At 35.8% G+C, this 16368-nt stretch carries 18 protein-coding genes; 9 read left to right on the plus strand and 9 right to left on the minus strand.

The genetic code is table 11. The features are described 5' to 3' along the window. Positions 1 to 9: 9 nt before the first annotated feature. Genes murC through BUE84_RS04540 form a run of 4 tightly spaced genes read right to left on the minus strand, consistent with a single transcriptional unit; the run spans position 10 to position 3270 of the window. Positions 10 to 1347, minus strand: coding sequence for a UDP-N-acetylmuramate--L-alanine ligase (murC, locus tag BUE84_RS04525; protein ID WP_079240669.1), 1338 nt, complete (start codon positions 1345 to 1347; stop codon positions 10 to 12). A 6-nt stretch (positions 1348 to 1353) separates the two neighbouring features. Next, positions 1354 to 1791, minus strand: coding sequence for a hypothetical protein (locus BUE84_RS04530; RefSeq protein ID WP_079240670.1), 438 nt, complete (start codon positions 1789 to 1791; stop codon positions 1354 to 1356). A gap of 15 nt (positions 1792 to 1806) precedes the next feature. Then, positions 1807 to 2613, minus strand: coding sequence for a lysophospholipid acyltransferase family protein (locus tag BUE84_RS04535; RefSeq protein ID WP_034697173.1), 807 nt, complete (start codon positions 2611 to 2613; stop codon positions 1807 to 1809). Positions 2614 to 2640: 27 nt separating this feature from the next. Beyond that, positions 2641 to 3270: an NUDIX hydrolase gene (locus BUE84_RS04540; RefSeq protein ID WP_079240671.1), complete on the minus strand. Its 630-nt coding sequence runs from the start codon at positions 3268 to 3270 to the stop codon at positions 2641 to 2643. Between the two features lie 481 nt (positions 3271 to 3751). On the opposite strand from BUE84_RS04540, the gene BUE84_RS04545 reads away from it, so the two are divergent. The 6 genes from BUE84_RS04545 to BUE84_RS04570 all read left to right on the plus strand — a co-directional run bounded on the left by BUE84_RS04545 (position 3752) and on the right by BUE84_RS04570 (position 9163). Continuing rightward, the gene (locus tag BUE84_RS04545) at positions 3752 to 4570 is read left to right on the plus strand and encodes an RIP homotypic interaction motif-containing protein (protein ID WP_079240672.1); all 819 of its coding nucleotides are present in this window, start codon (positions 3752 to 3754) and stop codon (positions 4568 to 4570) included. A gap of 118 nt (positions 4571 to 4688) precedes the next feature. After that, entirely contained in the window at positions 4689 to 5087 is a 399-nt protein-coding gene (locus tag BUE84_RS04550) for a hypothetical protein (protein ID WP_099049832.1), read from the plus strand. 7 nt (positions 5088 to 5094) lie between these two features. After that, complete coding sequence (locus BUE84_RS04555) at positions 5095 to 5829, plus strand: curli production assembly/transport protein CsgE (RefSeq protein WP_238594359.1); 735 nt, start codon at positions 5095 to 5097, stop codon at positions 5827 to 5829. A gap of 11 nt (positions 5830 to 5840) precedes the next feature. Then, positions 5841 to 6251: a curli production assembly/transport component CsgF gene (locus tag BUE84_RS04560; protein WP_034697196.1), complete on the plus strand. Its 411-nt coding sequence runs from the start codon at positions 5841 to 5843 to the stop codon at positions 6249 to 6251. Positions 6252 to 6275: 24 nt separating this feature from the next. Beyond that, positions 6276 to 7640 (plus strand): CsgG/HfaB family protein, encoded by a 1365-nt coding sequence (locus BUE84_RS04565; protein WP_079240674.1) that lies wholly within the window; start codon positions 6276 to 6278, stop codon positions 7638 to 7640. A gap of 11 nt (positions 7641 to 7651) precedes the next feature. Then, positions 7652 to 9163, plus strand: a complete 1512-nt coding sequence (locus BUE84_RS04570) for a carboxypeptidase-like regulatory domain-containing protein (protein ID WP_034697159.1) — start codon at positions 7652 to 7654, stop codon at positions 9161 to 9163. 271 nt (positions 9164 to 9434) lie between these two features. Here the strand turns inward: BUE84_RS04570 and BUE84_RS04575 are convergent, their stop codons facing one another. The 5 genes from BUE84_RS04575 to BUE84_RS04595 form a co-directional block, all read right to left on the minus strand. Further along, positions 9435 to 10085 (minus strand): response regulator transcription factor, encoded by a 651-nt coding sequence (locus BUE84_RS04575; RefSeq protein WP_238594360.1) that lies wholly within the window; start codon positions 10083 to 10085, stop codon positions 9435 to 9437. Positions 10086 to 10298: 213 nt separating this feature from the next. Further along, positions 10299 to 10766: an OsmC family protein gene (locus tag BUE84_RS04580; RefSeq protein WP_079240675.1), complete on the minus strand. Its 468-nt coding sequence runs from the start codon at positions 10764 to 10766 to the stop codon at positions 10299 to 10301. A gap of 170 nt (positions 10767 to 10936) precedes the next feature. Then, positions 10937 to 12496, minus strand: a complete 1560-nt coding sequence (locus tag BUE84_RS04585) for a ribonuclease E/G (protein ID WP_079240676.1) — start codon at positions 12494 to 12496, stop codon at positions 10937 to 10939. A 368-nt stretch (positions 12497 to 12864) separates the two neighbouring features. Continuing rightward, the gene (locus tag BUE84_RS04590) at positions 12865 to 13155 is read right to left on the minus strand and encodes an HU family DNA-binding protein (protein ID WP_002984212.1); all 291 of its coding nucleotides are present in this window, start codon (positions 13153 to 13155) and stop codon (positions 12865 to 12867) included. Between the two features lie 318 nt (positions 13156 to 13473). Then, positions 13474 to 14145, minus strand: coding sequence for a response regulator transcription factor (locus BUE84_RS04595; RefSeq protein ID WP_034697153.1), 672 nt, complete (start codon positions 14143 to 14145; stop codon positions 13474 to 13476). A 179-nt stretch (positions 14146 to 14324) separates the two neighbouring features. On the opposite strand from BUE84_RS04595, the gene tssO reads away from it, so the two are divergent. From tssO to BUE84_RS04610, 3 genes are read left to right on the plus strand one after another with little or no spacing between them, the layout of a single operon-like run. Beyond that, positions 14325 to 14861 (plus strand): type VI secretion system TssO, encoded by a 537-nt coding sequence (gene tssO, locus BUE84_RS04600; protein WP_079240677.1) that lies wholly within the window; start codon positions 14325 to 14327, stop codon positions 14859 to 14861. 11 nt (positions 14862 to 14872) lie between these two features. Further along, positions 14873 to 15397 (plus strand): type VI secretion system transmembrane protein TssO, encoded by a 525-nt coding sequence (locus BUE84_RS04605; RefSeq protein WP_034697149.1) that lies wholly within the window; start codon positions 14873 to 14875, stop codon positions 15395 to 15397. 49 nt (positions 15398 to 15446) lie between these two features. Beyond that, complete coding sequence (locus tag BUE84_RS04610) at positions 15447 to 16358, plus strand: PKD domain-containing protein (RefSeq protein ID WP_034697147.1); 912 nt, start codon at positions 15447 to 15449, stop codon at positions 16356 to 16358. The last annotated feature ends 10 nt before the right edge of the window (positions 16359 to 16368 follow it).

Here is a 16368-nt window from a genome sequence, read left to right on the forward strand (position 1 = left end):
GCTTTTTTATTATTTTGTTAAATCAAGACCGCCGAAATTTCCGGAGCTCATCATAAGATAAACACCATCTGTTTTATCTAATGTATTCCAGTAGGCATGTAGATCCTCAGCATTCGTGAAAACCTTTAGCTTTTCATTCTTGAATTTTTCTTTAATAAACTCAGGAGAAATAGGCTCCATTCTCTTGATCTTCAATGCGTCTTCAGAATAGAAAACAATTGCTTCCTCCAGACCATCCATGGCGTGGTCATACTGCTCAAGGAAAGCAGGATTTAAGCTTGAATAGGTATGAAGTTCCAGGAATCCATATTTCTTATCATTCTTAAATTGCTCAGCGAAGGCTTTTACAGCTGCTTTCACCTTACTTGGTGCATGGGCAAAATCTTTGTAAAGCGTTGCTTTATCTTCTCTTTCCACTTTTTCAAGACGCTTGGATGCTCCTTTGAAGCTCATGATCGCCTCATAGAAATCTTCATCCATAATCCCAAGCTGCTGGCAGATATGTCTTGCTCCTTCAAGGTTCAGTAGGTTGTGCGCTCCAAAAACAGAAAGAGGAACATCTCCCATTTCGGTTTTTAAATACACTTTACCATTATTGATTTCGTATTCAGGAGTTTTGTAAGGGATCTTTCTGAAATAGTTCTCTGCATTTTCCACCACTTTTACTACTTCCGGATCTTCTTCATTATACACAAGAACTCCGCCTGCTGTAATGCTTGCTACAAACTTTCTGAACTGCTCAATATAATCATCAAATGTTTTGAATACATTGATATGGTCCCATGCAATACCACTCATTAAAGCGATATTAGGCTGATACAATAAAAATTTTGAACGAAGATCAATAGGAGAAGAAAGATATTCGTCACCTTCCAACACCATGAAATCATTATCCTGAGTCAGCTTTACCATACAGTCGAAACCTTCAAGCTGGGCACCTACCATGAAATCCACATCTTTCTGATGGAAATTCAAAACATGAAGGATCATTGAAGTAATAGTCGTTTTACCATGTGATCCGGCAATAACAACTCTGGTTTTATTTTTAGACTGTTCGTACAGGAATTCAGGATAAGAATATATTTTCAAACCCAGTTCTTTTGCTCTTGCCAGCTCAGGGTTATCCTGGTGTGCATGCATCCCCAGAATGACAGCATCAATATCCTGAGTGATCTTTTCCGGGAACCAGCCCATTTCCTGAGGCAGAATTCCTTTCTTTTCCAATCGGGATTTTGAAGGCTCAAAAATAGCGTCATCAGAACCTGTCACCTGATATCCTTTGTCTTTTAATGCGATTGCAAGATTATGCATGGCGCTTCCGCCAATGGCAATGAAGTGGGTTTTCAATTGTATTTACTGTTTTTTAACATTAGTATTAATGATCTGCTGGAAAGCCTCAAGAATATTCTTCCAGTTGGTGTTGTAATTCGGAATAATCATACTGGCATCCGTTTTACTGCCTTCATTAGGACCTTTCTTGATATTGATGGAAGTTGAAATATTGTCGTACAACTTTTTACGGTCTTCCTGTATTCTTCTGAAATTATTCTGAGAAAGAACCTGATCCAGTTTCTTTAAATCTTCATCAGAAATTTTAAAATCCTGTTTGTATTTTTTTCCTTGTCCTTCAAAAGAGTAGTGTACATTATTTCCTTTGATAAGAAGATTTTCATAAATAGGAGCAACACCTCCGCTTTTCGAATAGCTGATGTCAAAATCCGAATATACCTTTTGGCTGTTGCATGAAACTAATACTATGATAGCGAATAAGATTCCAAGTATTTTGTTCATAATTTTTAATTTACTTTAATTATTTGAGTCCTTTTGTTCTAATTTTTTAGCTTTAAGTTCTTCATCATAACTGTGTAATACATTGAAATCTTCTGTCTGCTCAATGGCAGTCATAATTTTCAATAAAATTTCCGGTGCTTTTTCATTATCATAATCAATGTCCAAAGGAGCTTTGAATTCCATCGTAGGTTTTACACCGGTTACCTTTACGCGGAGTCCTTTTTTATCAAAAGCTCTTCTGAATCCGTTTATTTTGATTGGAATTACTATAGGACGTTGGTTTTTTACCAATTTGGCCGTTCCTCTTCGTCCCTGTGCAAAAGCGGAAGTAGTTCCTTGAGGGAAAGTAGCTACCCAGCCATTGTCCAATGCTTTCATAATATTATCTACCTCACTCATGTCTACCATTCTGTTGACATTTTTCCCTTCAGCTCTCCATGTTCTTTTTACGGTTACAGCGCCTGCAATTTTGAAAATTTTGGGAAGAATACCTTTGTTCATGGTTTCTTCAGCTGCTACATAATAAAAATCAATCTTTGGGTTTAGTAGATAGATCGGATTTTTTATCGTATTTAAATATCCGTTGTTTACAGCACAGAAGGCATGGTACATTGCCGCCACATCTGCAAAATACGTCTGATGATTGGATACAAAAAGGACGTTAGAGTCCGGAAGATCCACAAGGTGTTCTGTACCGGTTATTTTTAACTTATTAAAGCCATTGAATCTTCTGTAAGACACAATACCTAAAATAAAAATAATAAACCTTTTCAAAAAATAAGGAGTTCCGAATGCATCGGTGAAAATATTTTTCTTCGCCATCTCTCAATTAAACACGGTAGTGCAAAGTTACATTTTTTTCAGCAACTGACTGAATTCACTTAATATCATTGCTGTAGCACCCCAAATGATGTATCCGTTGAAATTAATGACCGGAACATCATGTCCGCCTGCACTTGGCAGAGCCATAATTTCCGGGGTATCTGACAGGTTTAAAAAGGAAGTGATGGGAAATTCTATGGTTTCCACAGCTTCAGTCTGTTGAAGAACAAAAGCAGGATTCTTTTTGGTGTAAGAGATATAGGGATATACATAAAAATTGCTTGGCGGAATATAAATAGGAGACATTTCTCTGATGATCCTTACATAATGCTTATCTATTCCTATTTCTTCGGAGGTTTCACGAACTGCTGTTTCAGCAAAATCTCTGTCCATTTCCTCACGTTTTCCTCCAGGAAGTGATATCTGCCCGCTGTGCCTGTCGTGCTCATTAATCGTTCTTTGAATCAATGGAAAATACCACTCGTTGTCTTTCAGATAGAGAACAATATTGACAGCCGCAAATTTGGGATTCTTTGACAATACTTCATCATAAGTAAAAACGGGACGGTAGGGAGGCGAGAATACTCCATGTGCGTGTTCGCCGGGAAGTGCCACGCTTTTTATTTTTCTCAATAAATCTTTTCCAAAATTTTCCATAGCTCAAATTTAGCAATATATCTTGAAGAAATAAGTGCCTTAACATTAATTAACCTATGAGAAAGACTGCATTGTAGCCGGAAATATTTGCTTCTTAAACCCAATGAGATATTATGAATGATAAAATGGAATCTATTTCAACTTTCGGTCTTGAATTTTTAATGCAAAATTGATTTTAGGTTGAGAAAATAAATTTGACAGGAGTTTGTAAAAAAAAGCGTAAAACCCTGAATTGTGATGTTTTAAAAATATAAAAGATCGAACTTGCTTAGAAGAAATCATCCTTGTAGAAATATCAATATTCACTATTGATGGATTTGGCTGTAAATCAACATTTTGTGATAGTGTTTTTCCGTAACGGTAAATAATGACTTGTCCAACTGGAAACAGTGATTTTCAAAATTTACACTTTGATGGTGGTTTTTCATTTTGACGGGGAAGCTACCTTTGCCTTACTATTAACCAATTAATTTTTACTAAGATGAAAAATTTACTTACAGGTGTACTTACACTATTCGCAATGAGTTTCGGATTCGCACAATTCAATATTGATGTGACTACTCAAACAGGAAACTTAAATGTTGCAACAGTAGACCAGACTGGTCTTTTGAACATCAATTCTCTTACACAGACAGGGAATCGTAATACTGCAGATATTGATCAGGTAGGAATTTTAAATGTCAATAATGCACAAAGTATCGGAAACAGAAACTCTGTAGATGTAGATCAGATGGGTATTGGAAACTCAAATGAAGTGTTGCAGATGGGAAACAGAAACTCTGCTTCAACTTGGCAATTAGGAGTACTTAACTCTACAGAACAAACTCAGATCGGAAGAAGAAATGATGCTTCTTCAGTACAGATTGGATTAGGAAACTATGTTTTCCAATATCAGGATGGAAGAAGAAATGATGCTTCTGCTGTTCAGGTGGGTATTGGGAATGACGCTTATCAGGTTCAGCTAGGAAGAAGAAATGATGCCAGCGCCCTTCAGATAGGAGCTAATAATGTTCTTGTTCAGTATCAGGATGGAGATGACAACAGTGCCACTCATATTCAAGCAGGAAACGGTAATATCGCTGCCTCAGTTCAGATAGGAGATGACAACACTTCTGCAGGAGTACAGATAGGTAATGCTAACCAGCTTTATCAGTTCCAGATAGGTGATTCCAACACAGCTATTGATCTTCAGATGGGTAATGGTAACTTTACCTGGGTAGCTCAGAGCGGTCTTGGCCATGTTCATGTAGGAACTCAGATGGGTAATGGAAACTCAATGATTGTAAATCAGTCGAATTAAGCCCTATAACAACATACTGTAAATCTTAGAAATTGTAAAGGAGAAACTGCAGTGTTTCTCCTTTTTTAACCCTTCGATTTTCTCCGTTTTGTTATCATGTAATTTTAATACTAAGGCTATGTTTAACTTGAAATGGAGTGTTTTGGCTCTTTTCATAATGTTGCCACTACATGCACAGGAAATAGACTGGGATAAGGTCAACAGCAATACAATCTTTAATCTTATAGCCAGACAACAGACAGATCAGAGTTCTTATGGATCCGATATCATTCAGATAGGAGACTATAACAATGCCGAACTTTCCCTTAACGCCCGAACCAATATTATAGTAAGACAGCTGGGAGATTTTAATACCCTATATTTTATCAATTCATTCACAGATAAAGAAACAAAAGCTGCCATTACTGCACAGGGAAACAATAATATTATTGATGTTACAGGAAGCAACAGCATTTCGGATGGAATTCAGATTAATGTAAAGGGAGATAATAGGACAGTTTTCATGAGAAACTATTAAAACACAAATGATGAAACTTTTATATTCCCTTAGCTTGGGTACATTTTTTACCTTCCTGTCTGTATGGGTTTATGGGCAGGAAGATAAGAAAGTAAACGCAAGGATAGAGAGTAGTGTCCTTGAAAACCAGGTCAGATTAAAAGCAGTCGTAATCAATAACACTGCTGTATATAAAGAACTGAATTACCTTTTGATTTCTATTAAAAAAGGAAATAGTGGAAATCTCTCAAACAATCAGCAGAATGGTAAATTTTCTGTCAATCCCAATGAAGTAAAGATATTGTCGGAAATCAGTGTGAATCTCGAGTCAAAAGATGCCCTCAAAGCTTTCCTTTACATCAGAGATGAAGAAACCCAGAAGCTGATTGCCAAAGACAGTCTGGAACTGAACAGCGACCTTTTCAAAAAAAAAACAGCTAAGATAGAAGAAGACGCTGCTTATGAGCTCAGAGGACTTACCATCGATGAGACAAAAACCAAAGTAGGAAAAGACTTTTATGATATGTTTTACATGCAGTACAGTCAGCTTCCTGATAAAAGCAGTAGCGTAATAACTATTACAGAACTTCCTCTCCGTGGAACAAGTGGTCAGATTAATATTCAGATGGAAGATAAAATTATTTACAGTTTTATGACCAATCCGGCAGAGGATTATTTAAAAGAACAATTAAACTATAGCTTAAAATATATCAAAGAATTTAATGCCAAGAAAAATCTTATTAAAAATGAATTCATCTATTAAAAATGTCCGCCATGAAAACGTTTATCATTATTTTGACATGTATTGCGGGTATTTTCTACGGAAAAGCTCAGCAGCTCGTCTATAAGCCGGTAAATCCAGCCTTTGGAGGAGATACATTTAATTATCAGTGGCTTTTAAGCTCTGCTAATGCACAGAACCCATTTGATGAAAAAAATGATTTCAGCGATTTGCTGGATCGGGTGAACTCTCTTGATAGTTTTACTGAGAGTCTTAACAGGCAGATCCTCAGTGAGCTTTCACGAAAACTGTTTGAAGAACAGTTTGGTGATGGAAACATAAAGCCCGGAAATTACCTTTTCGGATCTCTTTATCTGCAAATTACCAATACTAATCAGGGACTTTTAATCAATATTTTGGATACCAGCAATGGCGATCAGTCCGAGATCGTAATTCCAAAATAGGTAATCACTAAAAATAAACTTACCATGACAACCTACACTTATACCAGAATCTTTTTCTGCACCTTCCTGCTATGCATTTTGCAGGCCTGTAGTTCAATATTTGGTTTACCTTCGGATCCCGAAAAACCAACAATGGGAGAGGTTACATCTTCCACCGCAGAATTAAAAAATCTTCCACTTCCCAAAGAGAAGATTGTAATAGGAGTCTACAAATTCAGAGACCAGACCGGCCAGTATAAACCTTCCGAAAATGGAAATAACTGGAGTACGGCAGTCCCTCAGGGAACTACAACCATTCTTATCAAAGCATTAGAAGACAGCCGCTGGTTTGTCCCTATTGAAAGGGAAAATATAGCCAATCTTCTCAATGAAAGACAGATCATCCGTTCCACCAGACAGGAATACATCAAGGATGCAGACAAAAACAATCAATCACTTCCTCCTCTTTTATACGCCGGGATTCTTCTCGAAGGCGGCGTTATCTCATACGACAGCAATATTCTGACCGGAGGACTTGGAGCAAGATATTTCGGAATCGGAGCTTCTACACAATACCGCCAGGACAGAATTACCATCTATCTCCGCGCTGTCTCTACACTCAACGGAGAAATTCTTAAAACGGTTTATACTTCTAAAACCATTCTTTCAACCAGTGTTAACGGAAGCTTTTTCAGATATATTGATACGGAAAGATTACTGGAAGCTGAGGTAGGTCTTACTCAAAACGAACCTGTTCAGCTCGCCGTAACAGAAGCAATAGAAAAAGCTGTGAAAGCCCTTATTGTTGAAGGAATCAGAGATAAAATATGGGGGAAAGCAATAGATGAGAATGGAGGATATCAAAGTTTAATCAACGAATATAACAGAGAGCAGGAGCAAAATAATGACAGAGTTGTTGGAGGCAGATATCCGCAGGATTACAGACAGAAAGTATCCATATTTGCGAATGTTGAAGGACAGAAAATTAAAGATGACTATGTAGGTCCTAAGATGAATGTTGGTGGAAAAATAGGACTTAAATATTTCCTTACTCCTTATCTGAATATGGAACTGAACGCAAGCTATTTTACGCTTGAAAATTCTAATATTGTGAAAAGAAACTACTATGGTCCTGAAGTGAATCTGGAATACATCCTTTTTCCGAAATACAGATTCAGTCCATTTGTTTATGGTGGAGCAGGAGCGTTGTATTCAAAATATAAACCTCAATATAAAGCACAGTTCGGTGGCGGCCTGGAATATATGATCAGCAAGAATTTTTCGCTGAGAGCTTCCGCCCAATATGACCTTGGCTTCAAAGACGACTGGGAAGGCCTTGTTAATGGGAAAAGAAAAGATCAGGCTTTACGCTTTGGAATAGGAATCAACTTTTACTTCGGAAACAAATAAAAACACGAACTATGAAAACTATAATTAAAATATTCAGCATATTCATCTTTGCTTTTTGTCTGTTTTCATGCAATGAAGACCTTGTAGAACAGGCTCAAACAGGAATGTTAAAAGGAAAAGTCGTAAAAAGAGGTAGCAATGTGCCGCTTTCTAATGTGAAGATATTTACCAATCCTACGACACAAACGGTTTTCAGTGGTACAGACGGTTCATTTGAAATCGCTGCCATGCCGATAGGTAATTATTCTGTAAAAGCAGAGCTTTCAGGATATATCACAAGCTTTCAGTCAGTCAATATACAAAATCAAAATCAGGTGGTAACGGTAGTTTTTGAGATGGATGATGATACTTCATTGAATTCTCCTCCCGCTACACCACAGTTGCTAAGTCCGATAGATAACGCAGTAAATCAACCTTTGAGCGTCGAATTAACCTGGAGCGCAACAGATCCCGATACAGCAGATGTATTAAGATACAGCCTGACAATTAAAAATAATCTTGACACTAATGTGATTCAGGTTAATGATTTGACAGCAAACCACTATACGCTTTCAAATCTGAAGTTTGGTGTAAGTTACTTCTGGCAGGTGTCTGTTTCGGACGGCATTCACCAGCCAGTTTTAAGTTCTATCAGTAAATTTACCACCAATACAGTTCCGGCTAACAGGTATCATTACGTTCAGAAACAAAATGGAAACTTTGTGATTATTTCCAGTGATGACCAGGGAAATAACTTCCAGTTTACCAGTTCTTCCTACAACAGCTGGCGACCGCGCAAAAACAATAATGCAGGTCTAATTGCATTCCTTCGTACGGAAGGTGGAAGTACCCATCTTTATACTGCCAATCCGGATGGCTCCAATCCATTTAAAGTAACAACAGTGGCTGTTGCAGGCTTTAATAACTATGAAATGGACTTTGCGTGGAGTACAAATGGTAAAGAACTTATTTATTCCAATTTTAATAAGCTTTATAGAATTAATAAAGATGGAAGCGGTCTGAGTTTAGTGTATACAACTCCGGACGGAAGCCTGATTTCCGAATGTGACTGGAGCTATGATGGTAGTAAAATAGCATTGAAAACCAATGATTATAACGGATATAATACTAAAATTTATGTAATAGACATCAATGGTGCTGTTCTTAAAACGGTATTGTCAGGTACTGCAGGTGCCAGCGGAGGTTTGAACTTCTCTGTAGACGGACAGCTTCTTCTGTTTACCCGTGATATGTCCGGATATTTGGATGGAAGTGGAAATTATCGTCAGCTGGATTCACATATCTTTATCTATAACCTTGTTACGGATGCTGTGAGTGATATTTCTGCAGAAAGCGAAAAAGTACTGGGAACGAATGATCTCGATCCTAGGTTCTCACCAAATAATGCTCAGATTATCTTCATGAATACCTCCAACGACAATATTTCTCAAAGGAATGTAATGGTCATTGACCTTAGTAGCACGCTGACGGATATGACAAGGACAACACTGTTCAGCAATGGAGAGATGCCGGATTATGAGTAAGATATAACGTTTAATGTTTAAAGTCCAAGGTTTTAGTTTTAAAGTGAGGTATGAGATCATATCTGTACCCATTAGAGATCAATTTTTAGAATTAATTAAATAAGTTTTTCATGTTTTGTCTCTAGTTCCTCTGCCTCACTTTTTATGCTATAGACTTTGATGACATCTAACAATAAAGTTCTCCCTGAAGAATACTAAAGTTAAAATCAGGGGTAAAAAAATTCCAGACTTTGCATAAGCCTGGAATTTTTGAGTGATTCATGGAAGTCTTTCAGTCGATGATATGATTCTCGATCGCATATTTTACAATTCCGACTGAGTTTTTGGCATTGAGTTTCAAAAGAATTCTTTTTCTGTGTGTTTCTACCGTATTGATACTGATAAATAATTTTTCTGATATATCTTTACTGCTGCATCCGTCACAGATCAGTTTAAGAATTTCCATTTCGCGACGGGTGAGAGGTTCTTTGATGTGAGGATTGGGTTTTCCCTGTTCACTACTGATAAAATTGATCATTCTTTCCTTTGCATGATCACAGATGTAGATCTCATTAAGAAGTAAAACATTGATGGATTTAAGGAATTCATCATAGGTACAATTTTTATCCAGATAAGCCTTAATACCTTTATTAAAGAGTTTTCGGATGTCAATCACATCATATGAACTCCCAATGATGATGATTTTGGTATTTTTATGTTCTGAAATAATACTTTCCACCAGTTTGCAGATTTCCGAAAGCATGAGCATGTTGGAACTCATCACAAGCATTTCCGAAGGTTCTTCTTTTAAATATTTGGAAAGGTTTTCTAAAGAATTACAAATATCAATGGTACTGAAAATTTTGCTTTGGGTAAGCAGTCTTGATAATCCCTCTGTGTAGAGCATGGGTTCATCAAAAATAGTCAATTTTGGTTTCATCATGGTTTGTTTTGTTTATATAAAAATAGGAAAAAAACTTTACATTTTGAATAAAATTGTTAAATATTTTAAAATTATTATGTTTTTATTAATAGTAAAATGTTATTTTTATTGATTTTTCATTAAATAATTCTCTTTTTGTGGAGTTTTTTGGAGTTATTTCTGTTAAAATCTATTATTCATAGTTGTTTTCAAAGGTTATTTTGAAATTTGGTACTATTTAACTAACGTGGTAGGGATATGCTTTACCGGAAAATTAACGGAGTTGGCAATGAAGCAGAATTCGTTGGCCTTATGATGAAGTTGTTCTGCTTTTTCAATCATAGATTCTTCTGCAACCGTTACGGTAGGGTGTAAAGTTACTTCTGTAAAATGACCGCTTCCACTGGCTGTTTCTGTCATGATACCTGTTGCTTCATCAGTATAATCTGTAACGATAATACCGGCTTCAGAACAAAAATGAAGATACCATAGCATATGACAGGAAGAAAGTGAAGATAACAGCATATCTTCCGGATTGTGTTTCGTTTTATCGCCTCGGAATGCAGGATCAGACGAACCTTCAATAACAGTTTTGTTTTCTGCTGAAATAGTATGGCTTCTTTCATAATCTCTATAACTACTTGTTCCCGTTCCCTGGTTTCCTGTCCACTGAATGGTAATTTTGTAATGGTGGTTTTTCATATTCTAAAGATAAAAGATGTTGTTGTTAAAATTCAATAGGAGTGGGCTTTAGCCCGCCTTTAAAATTATAAAATTCATTGGCTTTAGCCAAAACTTAAACTATAAATCATATTCTATAGGTATAAATGCAAAATAAAAAAACCTCCAGAAAACTGAAGGTTTTAAATTTTTTAATTAGAGAATTCTATCAATTCTTCTTTTTTGGCATTGTAGATTTTGTATTCTAAATATTTAAAAGAATCCCTTGGGACAATGGTTACCCACTTTTTGTATTTGATAAACCATTTCATCTGGATACTTTTAATGCCTTTTGTAAGGTAAGCTTCCACAAATGGGTGTACATGCAGGTAGATTTTTCCTTTTTCTTTCTGCAGAATGTTTCTTAAGGTTTCACCCATTCTTTCCACGATAACAATAGGAGCTACAATTTCTCCGTCTTTGTTCGGGTTTTCTTCTTTGGTGTCGATCTGTTTTTCCGGACGGTTTCTTTGTCTGGTGATCTGAATCAGACCAAATTTACTAGGAGGAAGGATTTTGTGGCGAGCCTTGTCGCGCTTCATTTCCTCTTTCAGATGCTCGTAAAGATCTCTTCTGTGATCAGAATTTGGCATATCTATGAAATCGATAACGATGATACCTCCCATATCGCGGAGGCGAAGTTGTCTTGCGATTTCTGTAGCAGCCATTTTGTTCACTTTCAGCGCATGCTCTTTGTTGACAGCAGTTCCGGTAGTAATATTGTTTCCGGAGTTGACATCTACCACGTGAAGTGCTTCTGTGTGTTCAATAACAAGATAGGCTCCTTTGGAACTCGGAATGTTAACGTGTTTTCCGAAGCTCTGTTTAAGCTGTTTTTCAACATTGTAATATTCCAGAAGTGGAATATGAGAATCATAAAACTGGACAATATTTTTCTTTTCAGGGGCAATGACTTCAATGTAATTTTTCATTTCGTTGACCATTTGCTCATCGTCGCAGATGATATTCACGAAGTCCTGATTAAAATTGTCTCTTAAAATAGCTGAAGCTTTGTCTTCTTCGCTTAAAACTTTAGACGGAACTTTATTTCTCTGGATGTTTTTGAAAGTGCTTTCCCACTTCTGAACCAGCTGGTTCATATCATTATGCAGGTCGGCTACTTTTTTTCCTTCTGCTACAGTTCTGATAATCACTCCAAATCCTTCAGGCTTAATGCTGTCGATAAGGGTTCTTAATCTTTCTTTTTCTTCAAAGCTTCTGATCTTTTTGGAAATGGAAACTTTATTGTCAAAAGGAATTAAAACCAGGAAACGTCCTGTTAATGAAATCTGGGTAGAAATTCTTGGGCCTTTGGTAGAAATAGGTTCTTTGGTAATTTGTAGCAGAACCACATCGTCCTTGGCAATTACTTTGTCTACCGTTCCGTTTTTGTCTATTTCGGGTTGTATCTCGAAATTCTTTAAGCTCGAAGTGCTTTGTTTTTTAGAAATAGTATCTTTTAAAAACTTTCTGTACGTAAGATACTGAGGTCCCAGATCCTGATAATGCAGAAATGCATCTTTGTCGTATCCGATATTGACGAATGCTGCATTCAGATTGGGTGCCAGTTTTTTTACTTTTCCTATAAACAGATCTCCAACTATAAAATCGCTTTTGTCTTCTTGCTCATGAAGTTCACATAGTCTTCCGTCTTCCAGCAGCGCAATCTTTGTAAGATCATCTTCATGCGAAACTATTAGTTCTTTCTTCATTTTTTAATAAGATAAAATTGTTAAGATTATAGGAAGTGGATGTTTTTTATCGATTAATTCATCTATTAAATATAATGATTTTGAATGAAAACCATTATATGTTTATTAAAATAATATTTGAAACCCTCCGTTTTCCGCGGAATCTTATAGTTGCAAACAAAAATATAGTTAGTGAACTTTAAAAATTTAAATCCACCAACTATATTATTATATTGTAAATCTCGAGAAAAAGAGATTATTTTTTCTTATGTCTGTTTGCTCTTCTTCTTTTCTTTCTTTTGTGAGTAGCAACCTTGTGTCTTTTTCTTTTCTTTCCGCTTGGCATAATTTTAATTTTTTAGTAACTAGTTAATATTCAGTTAATGTTCTTATTTTACTGCAACTTTAGTTTTTACTTTCTCAACAAAAGATTTTGAAGGTTTGAAAGCAGGAATGTTATGAGCAGGAATCTCAATTGCAGTGTTTTTAGAAATATTTCTTCCTGTTTTAGCAGCTCTTGTTTTAATGATAAAAGATCCAAAACCTCTTAGATAAACGTTATCCCCATTATACATAGAAGTTCTGATCTCCTGCATAAAAGCTTCTACAACTTTCTGTGTTTCATTCTTTTCTGTTCCCAACTTATTTGAGATGGTGTTTACCAATTCTGCCTTTGTCATTTCCTTATTTTAATTTTAAATTTTAGGTGTGCAAATTTAGTTAAAAAAATTGAATACTAGCAAATTAGTGGCAAAATATTTTTATTCAAAGAGTTGGACTTTTTATGTATACACTATATTAAGGTGCATTGAAGATTATTTAACAATAAAATAATACAGCCGGATAAAGGTACAAAAATTTGATGAACAAAATTTAATAAATGCTGGTTATAGCAGGCTTTACAGTACTTTCTTATCTTGAATATGATATTTTGAGATCCTCTTCTCTGTCCTGATACATCACGAGGAAATGATTTTTATTAGTGAAATCAAAATTTTTTATAAACTGGAATTATAATATCCGTTTTCTACACAGAAGCGTATAAGGTGAAGTTTGGTTTTTAACCCCAGTTTTTCTGTTAGCCTGTTGATGTAAGTATCTATAGTCCTGGTACTCAGATTAAGTTTTTCTGCAATTTCTTTATTACTGAATCCTTCATAACAGAATCTCATAAGCTGTATTTCTGCCGGTGAAAGCTCTTCCTGTCCTTTCTTCTGCCTGTCCATATATTCCTGTACTGCAAGAGGTTGTTGTTCCCATTCTTTAGAATATGCCTGATAATCAAAGTCTTCAGAGGCAATACTTCCTTTGATAATATCTTTTATGATGGTACTTTTTTTCTGACAATAATAGATGTTGGGAATCTTTGAAAGGATTTCGGCCATATCTTCCTGGTAAGTGCCGGAGTAAGTGATGATAGGAGTTTCTGTATTGTTTTTTCTGATGTACTTAATGGCTTCAATTCCACTTAATACCGGCATGAAGAGTTCAATAATGAACACATCTTCCTGTCTTCTGTAGATTCTGTTTACCAGTTCATGCCCATTGTTACAATCATTCAGAAGCATATAGAAAGGATTTTCCATAAGGGTTTTGATCATTATTTTTTTAAAATAAAAATCACTGTCTGCAATGGAAAAACGTACGGTATTAGATAATATTTTACTCATTCTTAATATCGATTTGGCGAATGATATTTAAAATTTAGAGGTCTAATTTATGAAAAACTTATCAAAGTGAAAATTAATATTAATTTAATCAGGGTTTTCACGAAACAGGGTTGGGGAAATTACGTATTGTGCATAAAATTTTTTTTTTATATTTTCACAGGCCAAACAAATCGCAAATTATGTCTTCTAACAGGGAAAAAAAATTAAACAAATCTGACGTCAGAACGGGCATTTGGAAGTTTATTCTGTCATTTGTTGTTTTGTCGGTTGTAACTTTTACGTGCTTATTTCTCTTCTTTAAGAGTTATGATATACAGCGCGAAGGGATTAGCCGTGAAGCTGAAGCCTATAAAGAATTGATGCTTCGAAGTGACGTGCTAAAGGATCACATTGATGATATTTACGACAAAATGAACCAGCTTAGCATTAATAAGGTGGAGAATGAAGTGTTTCTCAGAACCAGTATTATGGATAACGTGAGAGATGCTAAAAACATTATGGGTAAAGACAGTGTACAGAGCTTTAAACATTATGCTGTGCTGATGAAACAGATTGTACCGATGATGACTTTAAAAGCCAAGATCATTGAAGTGGAGTATCAGAAGAAAACAGTTTTAAGAGATCTTGATGAATGTATGGGTAAGATCAAAGTGACCAATAATGAGCTGAGAAAAGACCCTACAAGAAATTTCACAGGAAGTAAAAGAAGAAGATAAAAAGAAAAGATATGCAAGGACAAATCACATTATCAAAGAAAGAAAGGCATTATCAGTTTTTTTATTTAATACTGATGCTGGTAACTGCAATGTTATTTTTGGGAGTGATCTTTTTAAAAGGATTTGTATCTCCTTTTTCTGATGAAGATGTAAGAGGAATTCAGAATCTTGAGCAGAAAGCCGAATTTGAACAACACCAGAAAGTTGTTCTTCCTATCATGGACAGTACTTATACCATGATTACCAAACTTACTGATGACGGACCACAGCCTTTTATAGAAAACAATATCCAGTTGGGAGTAAACGACCTTAACAGCTATTTCAATAGTACTGACGTTGTGGATATCCGCAAAGATGCCTATCCACAGATCGCAAAATTTTATAAAATGTATTTTGATGACAAAAAAGTCATTTCAACAACCTCTGAAGACATTAAAATTTTCCAGAAACAGGTAGATGAATGCAGAATCGGATTTAAAGATAAGCAGAATAAGCTCTATCAGCGCGAGCAGGATCTGAAAGCAAGAATGCAGTAAGCAAATAAATACTAGGAATTTTAAATAAAACACATCACAATTACTAACTATGAATTATTTTCAAAAGAACAAGAAAAACATTATTATCGGTGTTATTGCAACTTTGCTGATTGCAGCATTGGTTGCTCTGTGGCTGCAGAAAAAGGTAATACACTCAGCCGATGATATTGTTGGGGTGGTTTATCCGTCTTCACTGGCGGTAGGAGATACACTTTTATTCGAAGATAAAACCCAGTTTGCGAAAACCAAAAGATGGAATTTCGGAGATGGAACAACTTCAGATAAAAACAGTGGTATTCACTTCTATAATAAACCAGGGTACTATCAGGTAAGTTTGATCGTTGACAACAAGTACACGAAATCTTTCCCTGTAATGGTAGGCGCAAGAAGCGTTCAGAAACCAAAAGATACTGCACAGTCTAAAACAACTATTGAAGCGGTTACTCAGGCGATGCAAAATGAAAATGTGACTTTCCGTGCTGTTTCTGATGCAAAACAGTTTGCATGGAAATTCGGTGAGTCTGGAAATACAGATGCTAAGGATAAATTTACCATCTATTCCTATAAAAAACCTGGAGAGTATCTGGTGACTCTTTACACAGAACAAAGCCAGGATCCTATCTATCACCGTATCAAAATTCTTCCGGCTTATGATGCTCTTGCAGAAGATGAAGTTTCAGTAGAAGACTCTTATGCAAAAGTAGATAATGATTTTAAATATCACCTGCAGCAGATTGCTAACGGAAACAGTTTCAATATGCATTACAATTACCTGTTGAAAACGTATCTGTGTAACAATGAAAATACAGTGGTAAAAGTAAATGACAGTAAAGTCAATAACTTCTACATGTATTGTGCTGGCCTTCAGTTTGACAAAAATACGGTAATCCAGACGGTAAAAGTAAACCTGGATGATACGCAGAACTGTGTAACTAAAGTAGATATTAATCAAAGCAAATAATTTCGTCCGG

Origin of the sequence: Chryseobacterium indologenes, from assembly GCF_002025665.1 — a bacterium.
GTDB classification, from domain to species: domain Bacteria; phylum Bacteroidota; class Bacteroidia; order Flavobacteriales; family Weeksellaceae; genus Chryseobacterium; species Chryseobacterium metallicongregator.

Excerpts from the sequence above, each read along its gene's own strand:
- BUE84_RS04575 (WP_238594360.1), bottom strand. The coding sequence starts at position 10,085 with ATGATGAAACCAAAATTGACTATTTTTGATGAACCCATGCTCTACACA.
- BUE84_RS04605 (WP_034697149.1), top strand. The coding sequence starts at position 14,873 with ATGCAAGGACAAATCACATTATCAAAGAAAGAAAGGCATTATCAGTTT.
- BUE84_RS04565 (WP_079240674.1), top strand. The coding sequence starts at position 6,276 with ATGACAACCTACACTTATACCAGAATCTTTTTCTGCACCTTCCTGCTA.
- BUE84_RS04580 (WP_079240675.1), bottom strand. The coding sequence starts at position 10,766 with ATGAAAAACCACCATTACAAAATTACCATTCAGTGGACAGGAAACCAG.
- BUE84_RS04535 (WP_034697173.1), bottom strand. The coding sequence starts at position 2,613 with ATGGCGAAGAAAAATATTTTCACCGATGCATTCGGAACTCCTTATTTT.
- BUE84_RS04610 (WP_034697147.1), top strand. The coding sequence starts at position 15,447 with ATGAATTATTTTCAAAAGAACAAGAAAAACATTATTATCGGTGTTATT.
- BUE84_RS04590 (WP_002984212.1), bottom strand. The coding sequence starts at position 13,155 with ATGACAAAGGCAGAATTGGTAAACACCATCTCAAATAAGTTGGGAACA.
- BUE84_RS04570 (WP_034697159.1), top strand. The coding sequence starts at position 7,652 with ATGAAAACTATAATTAAAATATTCAGCATATTCATCTTTGCTTTTTGT.
- BUE84_RS04550 (WP_099049832.1), top strand. The coding sequence starts at position 4,689 with ATGTTTAACTTGAAATGGAGTGTTTTGGCTCTTTTCATAATGTTGCCA.
- tssO (WP_079240677.1), top strand. The coding sequence starts at position 14,325 with ATGTCTTCTAACAGGGAAAAAAAATTAAACAAATCTGACGTCAGAACG.
- BUE84_RS04595 (WP_034697153.1), bottom strand. The coding sequence starts at position 14,145 with ATGAGTAAAATATTATCTAATACCGTACGTTTTTCCATTGCAGACAGT.
- BUE84_RS04530 (WP_079240670.1), bottom strand. The coding sequence starts at position 1,791 with ATGAACAAAATACTTGGAATCTTATTCGCTATCATAGTATTAGTTTCA.
- BUE84_RS04555 (WP_238594359.1), top strand. The coding sequence starts at position 5,095 with ATGATGAAACTTTTATATTCCCTTAGCTTGGGTACATTTTTTACCTTC.
- BUE84_RS04585 (WP_079240676.1), bottom strand. The coding sequence starts at position 12,496 with ATGAAGAAAGAACTAATAGTTTCGCATGAAGATGATCTTACAAAGATT.
- BUE84_RS04545 (WP_079240672.1), top strand. The coding sequence starts at position 3,752 with ATGAAAAATTTACTTACAGGTGTACTTACACTATTCGCAATGAGTTTC.
- BUE84_RS04560 (WP_034697196.1), top strand. The coding sequence starts at position 5,841 with ATGAAAACGTTTATCATTATTTTGACATGTATTGCGGGTATTTTCTAC.
- BUE84_RS04540 (WP_079240671.1), bottom strand. The coding sequence starts at position 3,270 with ATGGAAAATTTTGGAAAAGATTTATTGAGAAAAATAAAAAGCGTGGCA.